General features: G+C 60.8%; 19 protein-coding genes, 1 tRNA gene and 1 pseudogene. All 21 read right to left on the bottom strand.

The window, feature by feature from the left end; translation table 11 throughout:
- Window positions 1-8 precede the first annotated feature (8 nt).
- Window positions 9-494: a hypothetical protein gene (locus AADV58_RS11510; RefSeq protein WP_341743254.1), complete on the bottom strand. Its 486-nt coding sequence runs from the start codon at window positions 492-494 to the stop codon at window positions 9-11.
- Between the two features lies 1 nt (window position 495).
- Window positions 496-762 (bottom strand): hypothetical protein, encoded by a 267-nt coding sequence (locus AADV58_RS11505; RefSeq protein ID WP_341743253.1) that lies wholly within the window; start codon window positions 760-762, stop codon window positions 496-498.
- Between the two features lie 82 nt (window positions 763-844).
- Complete coding sequence (locus AADV58_RS11500; protein ID WP_341743252.1) at window positions 845-1,621, bottom strand: hypothetical protein; 777 nt, start codon at window positions 1,619-1,621, stop codon at window positions 845-847.
- A gap of 10 nt (window positions 1,622-1,631) precedes the next feature.
- Window positions 1,632-2,099 carry a hypothetical protein gene (locus AADV58_RS11495; RefSeq protein WP_341743251.1) on the bottom strand — a complete coding sequence of 156 codons (468 nt, stop codon included), beginning with the start codon at window positions 2,097-2,099 and terminating at the stop codon, window positions 1,632-1,634.
- A gap of 96 nt (window positions 2,100-2,195) precedes the next feature.
- The gene (locus tag AADV58_RS11490) at window positions 2,196-2,429 is read right to left on the bottom strand and encodes a hypothetical protein (protein WP_341743250.1); all 234 of its coding nucleotides are present in this window, start codon (window positions 2,427-2,429) and stop codon (window positions 2,196-2,198) included.
- Window positions 2,416-2,640 carry a hypothetical protein gene (locus tag AADV58_RS11485; protein ID WP_341743249.1) on the bottom strand — a complete coding sequence of 75 codons (225 nt, stop codon included), beginning with the start codon at window positions 2,638-2,640 and terminating at the stop codon, window positions 2,416-2,418. Before AADV58_RS11485 ends, AADV58_RS11490 begins: the two co-directional genes overlap by 14 nt.
- Entirely contained in the window at window positions 2,637-3,002 is a 366-nt protein-coding gene (locus AADV58_RS11480; protein ID WP_341743248.1) for a hypothetical protein, read from the bottom strand. Before AADV58_RS11480 ends, AADV58_RS11485 begins: the two co-directional genes overlap by 4 nt.
- Before the next feature lie 266 nt (window positions 3,003-3,268).
- Window positions 3,269-7,228, bottom strand: coding sequence for a MobF family relaxase (gene mobF, locus AADV58_RS11475; protein WP_341743247.1), 3,960 nt, complete (start codon window positions 7,226-7,228; stop codon window positions 3,269-3,271).
- Window positions 7,229-7,281: 53 nt separating this feature from the next.
- Entirely contained in the window at window positions 7,282-7,572 is a 291-nt protein-coding gene (locus AADV58_RS11470) for a hypothetical protein (protein WP_341743246.1), read from the bottom strand.
- A gap of 51 nt (window positions 7,573-7,623) precedes the next feature.
- Window positions 7,624-8,172, bottom strand: a complete 549-nt coding sequence (locus tag AADV58_RS11465) for a plasmid mobilization protein (protein ID WP_341743245.1) — start codon at window positions 8,170-8,172, stop codon at window positions 7,624-7,626.
- A 356-nt stretch (window positions 8,173-8,528) separates the two neighbouring features.
- Complete coding sequence (locus AADV58_RS11460; RefSeq protein WP_341743244.1) at window positions 8,529-8,831, bottom strand: hypothetical protein; 303 nt, start codon at window positions 8,829-8,831, stop codon at window positions 8,529-8,531.
- The gene (locus AADV58_RS11455; protein WP_341743243.1) at window positions 8,831-9,160 is read right to left on the bottom strand and encodes a hypothetical protein; all 330 of its coding nucleotides are present in this window, start codon (window positions 9,158-9,160) and stop codon (window positions 8,831-8,833) included. Before AADV58_RS11455 ends, AADV58_RS11460 begins: the two co-directional genes overlap by 1 nt.
- A gap of 93 nt (window positions 9,161-9,253) precedes the next feature.
- On the bottom strand, window positions 9,254-9,667 hold the full coding sequence (locus AADV58_RS11450; RefSeq protein ID WP_341743242.1) for a hypothetical protein: 414 nt from the start codon (window positions 9,665-9,667) through the stop codon (window positions 9,254-9,256).
- Between the two features lie 59 nt (window positions 9,668-9,726).
- Window positions 9,727-10,296, bottom strand: a complete 570-nt coding sequence (locus tag AADV58_RS11445) for a hypothetical protein (RefSeq protein WP_341743241.1) — start codon at window positions 10,294-10,296, stop codon at window positions 9,727-9,729.
- Window positions 10,297-10,344: 48 nt separating this feature from the next.
- Entirely contained in the window at window positions 10,345-11,874 is a 1,530-nt protein-coding gene (locus AADV58_RS11440; RefSeq protein ID WP_341743240.1) for a type IV secretion system DNA-binding domain-containing protein, read from the bottom strand.
- A gap of 32 nt (window positions 11,875-11,906) precedes the next feature.
- Window positions 11,907-12,362, bottom strand: coding sequence for a hypothetical protein (locus tag AADV58_RS11435; protein WP_341743239.1), 456 nt, complete (start codon window positions 12,360-12,362; stop codon window positions 11,907-11,909).
- A gap of 840 nt (window positions 12,363-13,202) precedes the next feature.
- On the bottom strand, window positions 13,203-13,568 hold the full coding sequence (locus tag AADV58_RS11430) for a hypothetical protein (protein WP_341743238.1): 366 nt from the start codon (window positions 13,566-13,568) through the stop codon (window positions 13,203-13,205).
- A 10-nt stretch (window positions 13,569-13,578) separates the two neighbouring features.
- A complete protein-coding gene (locus AADV58_RS11425) occupies window positions 13,579-14,244 on the bottom strand; it encodes a hypothetical protein (RefSeq protein WP_341743237.1) in 666 nt (221 codons plus the stop codon).
- A gap of 806 nt (window positions 14,245-15,050) precedes the next feature.
- A tRNA-His gene (locus AADV58_RS11420) sits at window positions 15,051-15,126 on the bottom strand.
- 110 nt (window positions 15,127-15,236) lie between these two features.
- Window positions 15,237-15,566 (bottom strand): addiction module antidote protein, encoded by a 330-nt coding sequence (locus AADV58_RS11415; protein WP_081700181.1) that lies wholly within the window; start codon window positions 15,564-15,566, stop codon window positions 15,237-15,239.
- Window positions 15,563-15,887: pseudogene (locus tag AADV58_RS11410) on the bottom strand (type II toxin-antitoxin system RelE/ParE family toxin). The gene AADV58_RS11415 and the pseudogene AADV58_RS11410 overlap by 4 nt, the downstream one beginning before the upstream one ends.
- Between the last annotated feature and the right edge of the window lie 46 nt (window positions 15,888-15,933).

The raw sequence follows: 15,933 nt of genomic DNA, 5'->3' as shown, positions 1-15,933 counted from the left end.
TACCCCTTTCATGGCGCCGGCGAGGCGGCGGTAGATGATTGAACGGCGCGGCGGGCTGCGGTGCTGTCCTTGCGCTCAGAAGCCGCAGCGGTTCTGTCGAGAAACTCGCCTAATATTTGCTGAGTGCGCGCGGTGGCTGTGCGAGTGAGTGCGCCGGCATCCCCGGCAAAAGTGGGCGCGACGATGCTAGTTACAGCTGCGCCGAGCGCCAGGGCGTCGTTTTTGACTGCGACGACGCGGCAACCGCCGGCGACGGGCTGGATGAAATAAGCGAGCACCACAAGTTGCAAGATGATGCCGGCGAGCCGTGTGATCGACTGATAAAGATCTTCGTCAAACAAGCTCTTGATCAGCCCGAAACCAATGACCAGGCCGGCGATATAGCCAAAAATCTGGCCCCAAGCGAGCATGCAGACGTTTTGAATCGCCTGGTCAGACTGCGCGTAAATCGCAGCGCTCATCACTGCGATTGTTTCGATGATTACGTCCCACATGTCAGCCCCTCGTTGCGTAAATAGCCATCACCGCGGCGATGGTGATCAGATAAGCCCCTCGCTCGCGAAGCAACGAAAACACGGCCAGGCGGGCGGCGCGTGCGAAGCGGACGCGAAGCGGCAGCGAGCGCGGGCCGATGTAGCGGCGCCCAGGGCCGCCGGCGACAGTGCCAGCGGCGAGGTATTCGCGGATTGCGCGAGCAAGCCGGCGGCGCTCGGGGTATGTCCGCGCGGCGGTGGCGATGTAGATCTTTGTCGCTCGGTTCACGGGGTGCTCCTGTTTGTTGATGTAGGGGTTATCTGCGGCGCTGGTCGTCATGAAAAAGCCCGGCGGACCGGGCTGGGGGGGGTTACTTGATCGTGAACGCGCGCTCGATGCGCCGCCGGTCAATCTCTTGCTGTCGCTTGACTGCTGCGGTGTCATCCTCAGTGCGCACTGCTTGATGCGCCTGAAGCGCGAGCATCTGCGCGAGTGTCGCCTTTGTTTCGGCGGCAACTTTGCCGGCCATCACTGAGGACTGCGTCAGCTGGCCAAGCGCCTGCAGGTTGCCGCGGGCGCTGGGGATCTGCGCGGCGATCGCCTGGAAGGCCTGCGCGTCGTGCTGCAGCTGGTCCGCGACGCGGTTTGCCTCATCCGCCTGGGCTTGAAAATACTCGCGGTTGTCGTGCGCGCCCTTGAGTGCCGCATTGATGAATTCATCGGGCGTCATCTGCATGCGCGTGCTCGCGCCGTCGAGCTGCTGATACACGTCAGTCATGCGCTCTGTCGAGCGCTTGAGCGCTTTCGCCGCGTCGACGAGGCGGCGGACCTTTGCGATTGTCTCGCCGACACTGCCGCCGCCCTCGATACCAGCGGTGTCGATTGCGATGCCGATGGTGCTAGCGATCGTGCCGGCGTCCATGTTTTCGAGGTTTTGTCTCATCGTTTCGTACTGTTGCAGCAGCGTCACGTAGTGGTCTGCTTGGACGATGAGGTCTTCGGCGAGCGTGAGGTTTGCGAAGAGCAGTTCGAGGTTGTTCAGGATCTGCGTGACTTCAGTCGCGCCGCCAGTGGCGCCGCCGGCGTGAGCGGGCGAGGTAGCGATGCCGGCGGCGAGCGCCAGGGCGGCGATGGATTTTTTGAGCATGTAAGTCTCCTTACTTGCGCGTCACGCGATGCGTGCCGCCGTGGTTGATGACGTAAGCCGTTTCGCCGGGGCGGACTTCGGTACCGGCTTGCACGACGACGAGTAGGCTGTTATTGCGCGGGTCGCGCAGCACGATTTCTTGGCCAGGCACTGCGCCGCGCTCGCTGAGAAGCGCGCCGCCGGCGGCGCCGAGCAGGCCCCCGATGGCCGTGCCCGCGTGCTTGCCGCGGGCGACTTGGTTGCCTACAAGCCCGCCCAGGGCGCCGCCGACCGCCGCGCCGGTGGCTTGGCGGGCGTTCGTGGCGTCGGGCTTGATTTCAACCGGCCGCACGCTGACGACGTGCATTTCGACGGCTTTGCCGGCGCTCTGCGCTTGTTTGCCGGCGTAGCGTGCTTGGTCAAACTCGTTGCGCGGCTGAGTCGTTGTGCATGCCGCGCTGGCGAGCGCGGCGAGGAGGACGAGGATTGCTGTTTTCATGGGTTGCTCCTGGTGGTTGATCTGCTTGTTATATGCAGCGTCGGGCACGCCGGCCCGGCCAGTGGCCGGGGGTCTTGCGCCTCCGGCGCGCCAGCGTCAGGCGAGCATGTCGTCGAGGCGTTCGATGACCTCGCGCTGCTCTTCGAGCGGCAAGCGCAGGGACTGCCGCCAGGCTGCGAGGATCACGTCAGCGTCAGGCGCGCGGCCGTGCAGTTCCTGCGCAGCCGCCGCGATCTGGCGAGGCGTGCGGGCCTGGCCGATGGTTGTTTCAGCTTGCAGCAGCACCGCTAGCGAGGGCGAGCGAAGCTCGAAGAGTTCAGCCGTTTGCATTTGAGAGTCCTCCAAAAAAGTCGCGGATGCGGTCGATGAGCCCGCCGGCCGTGCCGTTCGCCGCGAGGTTTTTGGCGAGTTCGGCGAGCTCGTGGAAGCCGTCGGTGATGTGTCCGACGACGGTGTCGATGACGTTGGCCCCGAGAAAATGGCCGGCGAGCATGAGCAAAAGCACGACAGCGATGCCGTGCAGAAGGAGGCGCAGGATCATTTCGCCGCCGGGCGGGATTCGCCGCCGTCCATCAGTGCATCACGCATAGCGTTGAGCCGCAGGAGCACGGAGAAGTGATCGAGCGCCTCGGGTTCTTTATCGCGCGTCGCTTGTAGCTGTTCGAGCGCTTCGCGGTATTTGTTGAGCGCTTGTCCGGCCCGTGCGTTCGCGGCTGCGAGTTGCTTGCAGATGTTGTCCGGCGTCTCGCCTGGCGGCAGCCGGACGGTGTAATCGTCGCTCAATTGCCAGAGTTGATAGCGCTCGTTCACAATCGTTGCGCCGGCAAGGACGCCGATTGCCATGGCGACGAGCAGGGGGAAAGCCTTTTTGGCGAATGCGGCGGCGCGTTCGTGCTTGTTCATTTTGTGCTCCTGGTGATAGTTGAAAAATCCGTACTGCTATGGAGTTATATGCACGCCCGGTCATCGCGCCGGCGCTGTGCCTGGTCGGCGGCTTTTCGCTTGTCGATTTCGGAAAGTGATTTCCGAATCGGAATCCGAATCGGATTCGCGGGCATGAAAAAACCCGCCGAGGTCCGGGAAGCCTTGCGGGGCAAGGCTTACGGGGCGGCGGGTTGGGGTTGGAGGTTTCCGATTCGGAATCCGAATCGGATTCGGATTGGTGCGGGTCAGCGGCTGTAGCCGGTATCGCGCTCGGCTGTTTTGCTTGCTTCCTGGCCGGCGGATTTTTCGGGTTCGGGGGCTGCGCGCTGGGCCAGTTGCTCGGCTTTTTCGAGCGCCTGGCGGCCGATTTCATCCGACGGGCGATCGTTGGTGTTTTCTGAGTCGCGGGATTTTTCGTCGCGCGTGTTGCTGCGCTGCTCCGTTTTTTCCGGCGATTTCGCCTGTTTAGGGGCTTCGCCGGCCTTGGCCTTGGCTTCAAGGTCTTTCGTTGCGGCCTTGATCGCTGCCCTTTGTTCCAGTTTCATTTGGATTTTGGCGGTCAGCGATTCGATAGCCCCTGCTTTTTGCCAGTTTTCCATCTTCTTGAGCGCGTTATCCGTCGTTTTTGCGCCGAATTTCTCGATAGCGTTGCCTTTTTCAAGGTTTTTGCGGTTCATGTCGCGCAGTTTTCCGGCAAGCTCGCTGGTCAGTGTGCCGCCGGACTTGATGATGCCGTTGCCTGTGTCGACGTATTTTGTTGACGTGAGGCCCAGGTGATTCAAGTTGCGGCTTGTCGTTGATGTGGCGGACCGGTTGAGCGATTTTGCATAGACCGCGCCGGTTTTCTTGTTCTCAAAATACTGTCGGCCCTCGCTGTCTTTCGTTGGTTTGATATCGCCGCGCTTGATCGCTGTTTCGAGCTCCTTGCCGCGCGGCAGTTTGTCGCCGGCGCGGTGGGCTTCCAGTGCGCGGCGGGCGAGCTCGCCGTCGCGGATTACGTTAGCCTCTTTCGTCGCTGGGGTCATGCGGACCGGTTCGGCCGGCGGGCGGGGCTCTTTGGCTTTTTCGATTGCTGCTGCCTGCTTCGCCTGGGCGGCGGCGAGGCTGGCTTTGGCGGCGCTCATGTCTGAGCGCGCATCAGCCAGCTGCCGCTCGATCTTTGCTAGCTGCTTTTCGCTGCTTCGCGAGCCGCCTTCTCTGCTGCTCGCTGCGCCGCCTTGGCTTCTTTCTCCGCTTCGCGGGCGGCTTTGTCCGCTGCTCGCTGCGCGGCTTTCGCTGCCTTCTCCTCTTCGCGAGCCGCCTTGTTCGCTGCTCGCTGTGCCGCCCTGGCTTCTTTCTCCGCTTGGTACTGCGCCTGTCGTTCTTGCCGCTGCACCGCTCGCTCTGCTCTGAGCTGGGCTTGCATCAAGGCCATCTCTCGACCATCGCATTCCACGATCGGGTTCAGTTCGCCGGATTGCCAGCTGATTACACTCATTACTGAGCAATGGCACTTCATCGAGCCGTCGAGTGCCTGAAAAAACGTCGCTGCTGGACAAGTTTCGCAGCTCGTGGACGGAGACGGGCGGTACGGATCGGGCAGGTAGCGCATTAGCGCTGTCGGCCCCGCGTCCGGGAATTGAGACATCGCGTTGACTTGCTGCGTTTGCGTATCTGTCATGTTGTTGCTCCTTGATATTGGATTGGTCGTGGGGGTTATGTGTAGGCGCGGACATCGCCGAGGCCTTGGCTTCGAGCTCTGTGATGCGCGCCTGCGCTTTCTCGATTCGGGCGGCTGCGCGGTCGATTTCGCCCTGGTGCGGTTGGACTTTGTCGTAAGCTGCTGACGTGTCTTTTGCTTGGGATTTGCCCAGGTTTTTAGCGAGCTCGGCGCGTTGATCGCTGGTGATGTGCATCTGCACGGTTTCGCGCTGGCGGCTGAGCGCGACGTAGCTCATTTCGCGGTGCGTCATGCCGCCAGGCGCGTAATGCGCTCGATCAACTGTCACGCCCTGCGACTTGTGCACGGTCATCGCATAACCATGGTCGAGGTAGTTGTACTTATCTTGTTGCACGTCGACGCGGGTCTCTTTGCCGTCGAGCTTGACGACAATGCGGCCATCGTCGGCTTTTTCAACGCTGCCGGTCGTGCCATTTTTGACGCCCAGCTCTTTGTCGTTCTTCAGGAAAATAACCCGGTCGCCCGGCGCGAATTCGCGCGCGCCGCGTTCCGCCTGGAACGATTTGTCTTCGCCGGTCACGATGCCGGCGGCTTTGGCGTTTTCGCGGGCAATCTGATTGATGTTGTGCACTTCGGCGCGCGATTCAGCCAGCGCCAGCGAGGTTTTGCCGTTTTTGAGATCGTCGATGGTTGCTGCGGCCATGGCCTTGGCAACGTCGGCGCGGGTTTCGTGCTCGTGCAAGCGGCCTTTGCTGTCGAGGTATTCAACGACTTTGTCTGTGCGGCCCGCTTTCGCGTCGTGCACCATCGCTTTCTCCGCGTCGTCGCCCTGGCGCCGGATCTCGTTCATTTCTGCCCAGCGCCCGGCGGCGTCGCGCTGAGCGCGCATTGCGCCGCCGGCGTCGATCGGCTGGAGCTGTTTGGTGTCCCCGACGAGGACTAGCTTCGCTCCGCCCTGGTCGACATGATCTTGCAAGCGCGACATCAAGCGGCTGTCGCACATGCCGGCCTCGTCGACAACGACGATGCTTTTACTGTTGAGCTGCAGCGAGCCGCCGTCGAGCTGGGCGAGCGTCGAGTGGATTGTCGCGCTCTTGATGTTTGACGACTCTTCGAGGCCTTCCGCCGCCTTGCCGGCGAGTGCGCAGCCGTGGATCTGATAGCCCTCGCGCTGCCACGCTTCGCGCGCTGCGTCGAGTATGTACGACTTACCTGCGCCGGCGGTGCCTTCAATGATCGCCAGGCGCTCGCTGCCGGTGACGTGCTTCAATGCGGCGGTCTGCTCTTCGCTCAAGCCGTTGCCCCGGCCGGCGGCTTGGGCTTTTGCTGAGAATTCGTCGAGGACTGATTGCACGGTTTCTGCGCGCACGTCGTGCGTGTGTTCGCGCGACATTGCGCCAGCGCGCTCGGCGATTCGCTGCTCGATTTCGTACATTTCGCGCGAGGTGTAGCGGGTGTTGCCGTCGTTGTCTCTGAGCTCGATCAGCTCGCCGGATTGCTTGAGTTGATCGAGGTATTCGCGTGCGCCGGCGATGTCAGTGACGCCCTGGGCGGCTTGGTAGACCTGCGCTTCGAGCTGCTGGGGCGTAAGTGTGGATGCCTGCCGCGTGATCTCGCTTGCGAGGTCGGCGTGCGTCGGCATTTCGCGCGGCTCGTGTTGCTGTGACGACTGGCGCAGGTCGTTGATTTTGTCGGGCGTGATGCCGTATTTTTCTGCTGTCAGCTGCGCTTGGGCGAAGAGTTTTTCGCGGTCGACTTCGCCTTTGTTTTCGCGGGTTGCGAGCGTGGCGGCCGCGCTTGCTTTGCCGCCGGACATGCCGTGCTGCCTGAGTTCTTTTTCGATTTCCTGGCGGCGGGTTGAAAAATCTCTTTCGAGGTCTTTCGGGATGTCGGCGATTCGGAAACTTGATTTATCGCGCTCGATCTGGAAACCCAGCTTTTGCAATTCTGTTGCGAGCTCGGCGCGGTAAGCGGCGCCCAGGGCCATTTTTTGTTTGCCATCAAAATCGATATTCCGGCCGCTGTCGCTGATGTTTAAAGCGATGGCGTGCGTGTGCAACTGGGGGTCGCCGTTGCGGCTGGTTGAGTGCTCAAACGTCGCAACAACGAGGCCGCCGGTGTATTCCTGTTTGTCGATGCCGTTGTGGCCGTGCTGCGTGCGGAAAGCGCCGGACTGCTCGGCGTGTTTTATCGCTGATTCGACTGCGCGCTGCTGCGCTTCGCTGATTGCTTTTCTCGTCGCCTCGTCGCCAGCCGCCCAGGCGATTGAAACGGATTTTGGGGCGGAAAAGGTCAGGTCTTCGCCGGGTTTGTGTGCATCGCCGACGCGGGCGGTCAGCGCTTCGCCGGTGCGCGGGTGGAAGCCTTGCATTGCGGCACCGAGTTCGCCTTTTTGGACGTGGCCGGCGAGTTCGAGGCGTTCTGCGCCGCTGCCGATCCAGCGGCCGGGCGGTTCGCCGCCGGCGGTGTAGTAATCCTCTTTGGCGAGGTTGTCGTAGTAGCTTGCGGCGTCGCTGCCGGCTTTAATGCCCTTGCTTGAAAGCATCTGTTTTTCTCCGGGTTCCGGGATTCGCCCGGCGGCTGGCCGGGCGGTTTTTGTCACAGCGCGGCGGTGTCGATGCCGCCGGTTTCGCCGCTTACCAATTCCGGAATCTGCCGGGCTTCCGGTTGTTCTCGCGCTGCGTGTTCTTGCGTTTCACCCAGCCGCTTGAGCAATTCGTCGAGGGGCGTTTCGAGCAAGCCGCGCGCTTCGAGCGCGGCGACGAGTGCTTTCGTTTTTGCGGCATTTTGTTTTTCCCTTTCTGCGGCGATTGCGGCGTCGAGCTGCTTGATTTGCTGCGCCAACGCGGCGCGTTTTTGCTGCATTGCTTCGATTGATTTGCGTGCCATGTCATTGCTCCTGCGAGGGTTGAACGTGTGGGTTATGAGCAGGCTTGGTCTTCAAACCGGGCCGTACTGTTGCTCGTAAATTTTTCTCACTCTGAGCATCCGGGCGGTGGCGGTTTCACCCTCGAATGCGAACGGTTGCGACTGCAGCCAGGCGGACCAGTCCGGGCGCCCAGGGACGGGTTTGATCGGTGCTGATGGCGTCGGCGGCGGCGTTTTTACTGCGCCAGTGCGCGCCCAGGCTTCGTCGCTGCGCGGGTCGTTAACTGAGCGGCTGGCGGTGCCGTAGCCCTGCGCGTTTTGGAGTTTTTCGACGGCAGTAGCGAGCGCAAGAATTGCTTTTTCTTGCTGTCGCAGGCCGGCAATGATTTCGCCGAATTGCTCGCTGCCCGCCGTTGTCGGCGGTGCGGTTTCGAGTGATTCGAGACGCGCAGCGAGCGCGGTAAATGCCTCGATAAACGCCTCGTTTTGTCCGCCAGTTCCGCCGCCGACGGCAAGCGCTCGGACGGTTTCTGCGATGCTCGCGCCGGCTGCTGCTGCGCGGGTCTGCACGGTTTTGTATTCGGCTTCGGAGAGCCGGATCGTGATTCGTTTTTGCTGCATGCTTCGCTCCTGTTTTTCGGGTAGCTGGTATGCAGTTATGGGCTGCGCTGGACATGGATACCCGGCAGCCAGAAAAAGCCCGTATTTGCTAGGCCTGCCGCCGGGGTGGCTGCCACGCGGCAGCCGTGGCGCGAAGGGCTGAAAAGCCCGTGGTTATTGAGCGCGCGCGGGTTTTTACATCTGTCGGCGGCAGCCGGCAGATAAGGCAGGTGTGTCCCTGAATCGGTTTGGCAGTTGCTTGTAGATTGCAGCGGGTTTTGCCGCCCAAGCTTTGCGCTTGTGCGTGCGATTTGTGATGATTGCTGACGTAAAAAACCCGGCTGGTTTCGCCGGGTTGTGGTTGAGGGCTTGAGTGCTTAATGCACTGCTGTTGCCGGTGGCGGGATGGGCGGCAGGATGCCCAGATCAACGAGGGCGGCGTCGAGTTGATCGCGCGTTGCCCCGATTGCTGCGGCGACGTGTTCCACGTCGTGACGGCCGGGGAAATATGCAAGCTCGGCAGCAGACTTGATGATGTTGACCGCGCCCTGCTCGTCCGTTTTGTATCGCGCCGCCAGCGCCGCGACGAGCGCCAGCCGGGCGGCGTAGCACGACGCGAAATATTCGGCGTACGGCTCGTCGACTGGCGTACGCCGGGCGCGTGTTTTGCGCTGGCTCATCACTGCGCCGGCTCGATGATTTTGTTTTGCGGGTCGCGGCACTCAGCGGCGGGGAAATCGACTGCGCCGAGGATCGGCGAGATGTCGAAATTTTCGCCGACGCGAGTGATGAGGATCGTCGCCGGCTGGCCGTCGCGATGCGTGCCGATTACCGCGAGTTCAGTCGCGCCGCGGGTCGCGTTGGTGCAGATGTGTGAGAGGTCAGCGCCGTGGTTGTGAAACGTCAGCACAGCGGCGAGCACGGCGGCTTCCGGGGTGTCGAGCGGCGACGCCTGGGCGGTTGCGATGGCGGCGGCGGACAGGGTGATTGCTGCGAAAATCTTTTTCATGATGTAGCTCCTTGAGGGTTGGTCGTGACTGTTATGAGAGCGGCTGGACGTGGCGAAAAAAAGCCCGGCGGGTGCCGGGCTGGGGCCGTGGCATTACCAGCCCGGCGGCGAGTGCGGGTATGTGAGGCGAAGCTCGAGTAGCGTTGTTGCGGCCGGTCCAGCTGAGTAGCAATAAATGCCCGCGGCGCGGTTGAACAACACCGGCTGGCCGTTGATTTTGCCGATGGCCTCTGGATCAGCCTCGCAAAACTCCATCCATTCCCTGAGCGGTAGAGTCGTAAAGACGACGTGGCTAGCAACCCAGCTCGCGATTGTCTCGCCGGCCTTGATTGCACTTCTCAGCGTCGGACCGGAGCCTCCTTCTGCCGCGCCCCTGCGCTCAAACAAGTGGTGCAAGTAACTCATTTCGAGGCCGGCGGCGTGCGCTGAAACGAGTTCGGCGAAAGTTGTACGAGAAGCCTGCGGGTAATCGCGCTCGACTTCTTGTCTGATTTTTGAGTTATCCATTTTGTTGTTCGCTCCTGAAGTAGCCCGGCGGGTGCCGGGCTGGGTGGGTTGTTTCGGGGCTACCAGCCCGGGGGGTAATGCGGCGCGGTCAGCCACACTTCAACAGTGCCAAGGCCAGCAGCGAGCGCGTAGCAATAGATCCCGGCGCGGCGGTTGAACCAAACAGGCGAGCCGTCGATTTCTCCGATCGTTTCTGCGCCTGCGCCGCAAAAATCAAGCCACTCGTTTGCCTGCAATGGGCTCTCTACAATGTTCTCGCTGATCCAATCTCCAAGCTCTACGTCGTGACGCAGCGCGTCGAGTAGTGGCATTGTGCAAGCTATAGCACTACCCTGTTTACGGACGAGCTTGCGCAAATAATCAGCATCGAGCGTCGCGGCGTGGTTGGTTACGAGATGCTCAAAAGCGGTTGTCGTTGCCAGCTTGTAAGTGTCGCCGCCCACCCCGCCTAATTTTATGACTACTCGATCAATGCTGAGACTGCCTTGGCAGTTGTCAAAAGCTTCGTTTAATTCTGTTTCTGTCCATGGCGTGCCGGCCGTCTTATTGATTATGCGCGCGGCTTTTTCTAGAGCTGCAACCTCGCGCGGCGTCAGTTTTTTAATTTGTTCAGCGTATGCGTTGTCCATTTGTTCGCTCCTGAAGTAGCCCGGCGGGTGCCGGGCTGGGTGGTTGGGTTACGCGGTTTTGCGGATGAATTCCGGTGCTACTGCCTGCGGGTTGATCGGCTCGATCCGGACAGCGCAGGGAGGGATATCGCCCACGATATTCAAGAGGGCAGTCAAATCTGGAAGCTGTTGCAGCTCTGACGGCAGAACTACTTTGTCTGTGCGAAGTTGGTAGCTCGTAGCGTCGCCGCGCTCAGTGCCAAACTCGCGCGAATTTTCCGAATGCTGCGCTTCGATTCGTTGTTCGTCGCCAAAAAGCTGGCTGGCCCACTCCGCTGTCGCGGGGTCCGGGAGTCGGAGCACAACCTGACTGCCGAGACAGCTACAGAGCGTGTTCGTCACGTCGCGGCCGTAGTGAGTGAACATCTGCGAAATGGACTGAATCACGACGATCGCGAAGCCGCCGAAGCGCCGGCCGCGGGTGAGGAGTGAGTCGATGCCTTGGATGCGCCCCAAGCTGTCAAATTCGTCCATCACGAACGCAATACGGCGGTCCGGATCTTCTTTCAGCGACAGCAAAGCGGAGATTGCCAGCGAAAAAACTGCGGTGATGATGGGCTTGAGTTGAGAAATGCTGCGGTCGGTAAAATTGCAGAATAGCCAGCTTGTCGAGCCCTCGCGCTCAACCCACTCTGTCACGCTGAACGCGTCAGCCCCGGCGTTTTTATCAAGCATCGCCAGGGGCGTCGCGTACGTCGCGCAGATCGCCATGACTGAGCCCATCATTTTCGAGTTTTCGTCGGCGAGCATGCCGGTCACCGGTAGGCCGGCGAGCGCTTCGCGCAGCTCACTCAACGGCATGCCTGTAAGCATGTGAACGATGTCCGAATTCGTCCCGCCGGCTTCATGCACGCGCTGCAGCACAGCAGCAAGGATTCGTTGCGCGTACAGCTGCCACTCTGCCGCGCTGCCTTCGCCGTCTGGGATGATCGCCTTCGCGATCAGCGGGTAATCTTCCGGCCCGCGCACTTCAGCCAGGGGGCTCCAAGGCACGCTGCGAGCGTCGAGAGGGTTTAGTACGATGTCGCCTTCGCGATAAAATTTCGAGACGAGGTTCCCGCCGATGTCGACACAGAGCGCGCGGGCGGACGTTTCGCGCAAGGGCTTGAGAATACCAAGCAAGACCTTCGTTTTCCCGACGCCGGTACTGCCTGCAAGGAGCATGTGCCTGGTCTCGAAGCGCTCCGGGAATGGCACGCCGCCGATTGAAAAACGCGATTTTTCGCGGGCTACCATCTGCTTGACTGTGTCGGCGCTGACAAGCTGATTGCCGCGCACGTGCCCGGTGTTTTCAGCGGCTTGGTGGATGCGCCAGCGGAAATACTCGCTGAGCGCGACGATCATGACAGAGAGGTAAAGCGTTGTACCCAGAAAATCGCGCGAGCCGGCGGCGAGAAGCGCAGCGATGACGACGTAGACCGCCAGGCGAATGGGTAGAGCGAGGGCGTTGAAGCCAAGGGCCTCGAGCGCAAGGGCGGGCAGGGCGATCAATTTGCCGAGGCCGGCACCGACCAGGCCGCCAATCTTGAATGCTGACATTTTTGAATCTCCTTTTGATTGAGGTGTACGGGTTATCGGCGGCGCTGGGCATCCGCCAGCGGGCTGCGCTTTTGCGCGTACGGATCTGGCTTGCGGCGCCGTCGGATGAGCGCCAGCAGGCCGGCCAGCATCAGCGGCAGGCCCAGGGCGCCGACGCCGGCGCCGGTGGCCATTGCGGCGGGGAGCTCGTCGAGCCGAGCGGCGAGCCCGGGCGCGTTGCGCTGCGCATGCGCCCTGGTTAGCAGCCAGGCGTTCGGCACGATTGCGGGGGGTAGGCGGGAGAGGTTGTGCTGTGCGATGTAATTTGCCGTCAGGACCGCTTGCGCGGGCTCTGGCAGCGTTTTGAAGTGAATGGCAGGGGCTACCCCTGCGCCGGCGACTGCGCCGGCCAGGGCGAGCGCTAGCGTGATTTTTGCGTTTGCGCGGGCGTCTTGCAGCGCCTGGGCTGTAGTGAATGACATTTTTAACCTCCGGTTTTCGACTGACATGAGTTATCGGAGGTCGCGGTCATGCGCAGCTATCCACGCCCCGCCGGGGACGGCGAGCCGCCAGGCGAGTTAGGCCGGGCTCCGCACAGAGCAAAGGCCGGTCGGGGTGTGGAGAGTTGCCTGTTTTTTGTGCAAACAACCGCCGGCGCTGGAAAAGCAAGGGGTTTGCCTGGGTGGGTCACCCGGTTGTCCACAGAATCTGGGGATAACCCGCGCTGCCGCCTGGCGGCGGTGAATTGAGCAAGGCGACACACACTGGGCGCCGGCGGAGGCGGGCGAAGCCCGGCGAGCGCATGCAGAGTAGTCTGCATGCAGAGTAGTCTCTGTGTACTCTCTGTTTGTAATCTATGTAGAGAGAGTGGTTGTTTTTGCATCGCCGGGTGGTTGATTCCTCAACTCCGGATTGTCGATTTTGTACATTGTAGAAAATCAATGACTTAGCAAAAACACCCGGATTGCTGTTTTTGCACACTGTAGAAAATCAATGACTTACGTTACACCACACGGTGTGGCACACGGTGTGGGACACGGTGTGGTGCATGGTGTGGTGCATGGTGTGGTGCATGGTGTGGTGCATGGTGTGGCGGGCGTAAAAAAAACCGCCGTGGCCGGCGGTTTGATGGGGCGATGATCGTTAAATCTCTTTTAAAACCTCATCGCGCAGCGCCTGAAGCCCAGCGGCTACTAGTAACCCCTCGGAGGCTGTTTCTGGCGTCAGCGCGACACCGGCGCGCACTAGATAGTCGACGAGGCTCTCTGAGTGTCGCGGCGGCGGGAGGTGCTTCATATCGAGTTTGCCTGCCGCGCGCAGCATCCTGCAGGACAGGGAGTGAGGACTTGTCATGCCGCGTCCTTTTTACCTGGCTGCGCCGCGATCAGCGCGGCTTCGAGGTTGGCCCAATTAATTCTGTATGCGAGCGTGCTGCCGAATTGGTTGATTTTCAGCTTGCGCACGTCACTCTCTTCGATCAACCCCTTCCCGCGCAGTATGTTGCGCGCGGTGCGCTGTTCGGCGCGAGTCAAACACGTCTCGCGCTCCCACTCGTCCGCGTCTTTGTAGATCCAGCCGTCCGGGTGGCCTCCTTTGTCGCACCAGTAGAAAAGCTGACTGAGAAAAAGACCGGCAGCGGCGCCACCGGCGGCGCGGGCGAGCGCCGGATGGAATGCGATCGGCCGGGCAAGTAGCTGCTGAAGCAGTTCTTTCATCACCCTCTCCTCAGAACAGTGCCGGTTGCTCGGCGGCCGGCGCGGCGGATGCTTGGCGGCGCGGCGGGCGTGTCTTGAACGGATTGACTTTGCCGAGCTCGCCAGCGGGCAAGGCGAGTGCGTGCTGGCTGGGCAAGCTGCCGGTTTTCATCAGTTCAACAATCTGAGCGCAGGCGCGGCGAATTTGGCGCTCGCCGACGCCCAGCGCTTTAGCAGCTGCATCGCGGTCAAAGTCGTGCTCGACAAGAGCGGTCGCGATTTTTCGCAACTCAAGCGGCAGCGCGTTCAGCTGGGCATTTTTGTCTGCTGGTACCGGCCGGCGAATGCGAGCGGCGGACGGATCTGCAAGGCGCTCGGCAAAGGCGACGGCTTCGCACATCAAGCCGTCGTTTGCGATACCGTTGTCGTTGAGCTTGATCGCTTGGTCAAACGACAGGCACGGGTGCTTGCCTGGGCTGCCGTATGCCTCCTGGAGCCGCCATTTGAAAACGCTGAGTAGAAACGTGCTGAGTTGCGCGCCGCGCCCCGCGTTGTACTCATGCGCGCGTTCAAGAATTAAGCATTCCAGTTCGCCCAGCGCGTCCTCGTTCTCAATCTCGATGTGAAAGTCGCGTGCGAGCTTCAGCGCGCGCGGCAGCAGCTGGCGCGCGAGCGGCGAGTAGTCGCGGGCGCTCATGCTGCACCGCCGTTCTTGCGCGGGCGGCCGCGGCCGCGTTTGGTGGGCTGGTCTTGAGTCGGCGGCGGAGGTGGTGCAGCGAGGTGGTCGTTGCGGCGCGGCCGGTTAGCTAGCCAATTCTCAACGTCCTGCCGCAGCCAGAGGGGCTCGGATGGGCAGCCCAGGTCAAGCGGGCGAGGAAACCCCGCGGCGTAGAGCTTTGGGCGTGCGTTATAAAACGTCTTTGTCGCCTGGTGCAGATACTGCGCAGCGATGTCGTCTGCAGATAGCGTGAACGATAGCATGGGCCTCTCCTGAGAGAGACACGCTCAGCACCAGGCGCTAGCCCTGGCTTACCTTCCTCCATCCGCTGTTTCCAGCTGCCGTTTAACCCCGTCACGTCTTACCCCGCTTGGCGGTCAGTCTGCGCTCGGCAAACTGCATGCGTTTCGGTAGCCCCTGCCGGCGTTGTGTCGATGTGCCGGCTGCTTCCAGGGTGGCGGAGGCCTGGGACTACCCAGGTCATTCCGTACGCGATCATTATCTCAAACCAGCAGAGAAAAGCAAGGAAAATTCAGGAATTAATATTTGTTTTCAAGGTGTTATATATACGTGCAACGTTTGTATATAACGGCAGGGTCGGCGCTGGGCGGGGACAAAACGGGGACAGCACCAACGGGACGCGGCGGGAATTATCGGGAAAAACGGGGACAAAACGGGGACACTCAGTCCGAAAAAACGCCTGTTTTTGCCTCCGGCGAATTCCGAAGGCATAAAAGCAAAAACCCCCGAAAGCCTTGCGGCACGGGGGTTTTAGCAAAATATTCTGGGGCGACTGATGGGGCTCGAACCCACGACAACCGGAATCACAATCCGGGACTCTACCAACTGAGCTACAGCCGCCGCTGCAAGAAGGCGCGCATTGTATGTCGTTCTGGGAAGCCTGTCTACAGCCTTTTTTTGCTTTTTTCCATCAGCTGTGAAATCCAGCTTGCCTGGTCAGCGCATAGAGATTAAGCATGCACGTGATCTTCAGACTCGACTGAAAGACGAAGTCCTACCGTCTTTAAAACTGCGAGCAATGTTTTCAGCGTGGGATTGCCTTTGGGCGACAGGGCACGATAAAGGGATTCGCGACTGATCCCGGCTTCAGCAGCTACAGCACCTAGACCGCCGTATGCTTCTGCTACGGTACGCAGCGCAAGCAGGCCGGCAGCTCTATCATCAGGATTGTCCAGCGATTCCATTGCTACTTTCAGGTATGCAATGGCCAACTCGCGGTCAGCTTGCAATTCAGCAACTTCCGCCTCGTGATGAGATACAGCACCATTGAGTTTGCTCATACCTGCCTCCGTTTCCATTCGGACCACATTTCCTTTGCGCGTTTTATATCTGCCACCTGGTTACCTTTGTCGCCGCCACAAAGTAGCAATACGACGGTTTTTTCCATGTCGCCCGCAATACACCCGATACCCGGCACCAAGGTGAATGCGCAACTCAATCACACCTTCTCCGACTGGTTCGCAGTCGCCAAAGTTTCCCGCCTCTACTTGGCGCAGGCGAACACGAATGCGGGCCTGTGCGATCTTGTCACGTAACCCGGTCAGCCATTCCGAGAACGGCTCACGGCCGTCGTCGCGTTGATAGCGGAGAAGTTCGATCATGGAGAAAAATTGTAGCTTAAAAGCTACGGTTCACCAAAAGCGACCA

The organism is Azonexus hydrophilus (assembly GCF_038368255.1).
GTDB lineage: Bacteria > Pseudomonadota > Gammaproteobacteria > Burkholderiales > Rhodocyclaceae > Azonexus > Azonexus hydrophilus.
The sequence above is the reverse complement of the archived record's forward strand: the minus strand, read 5'-3'. Positions and strand labels throughout refer to the sequence as shown.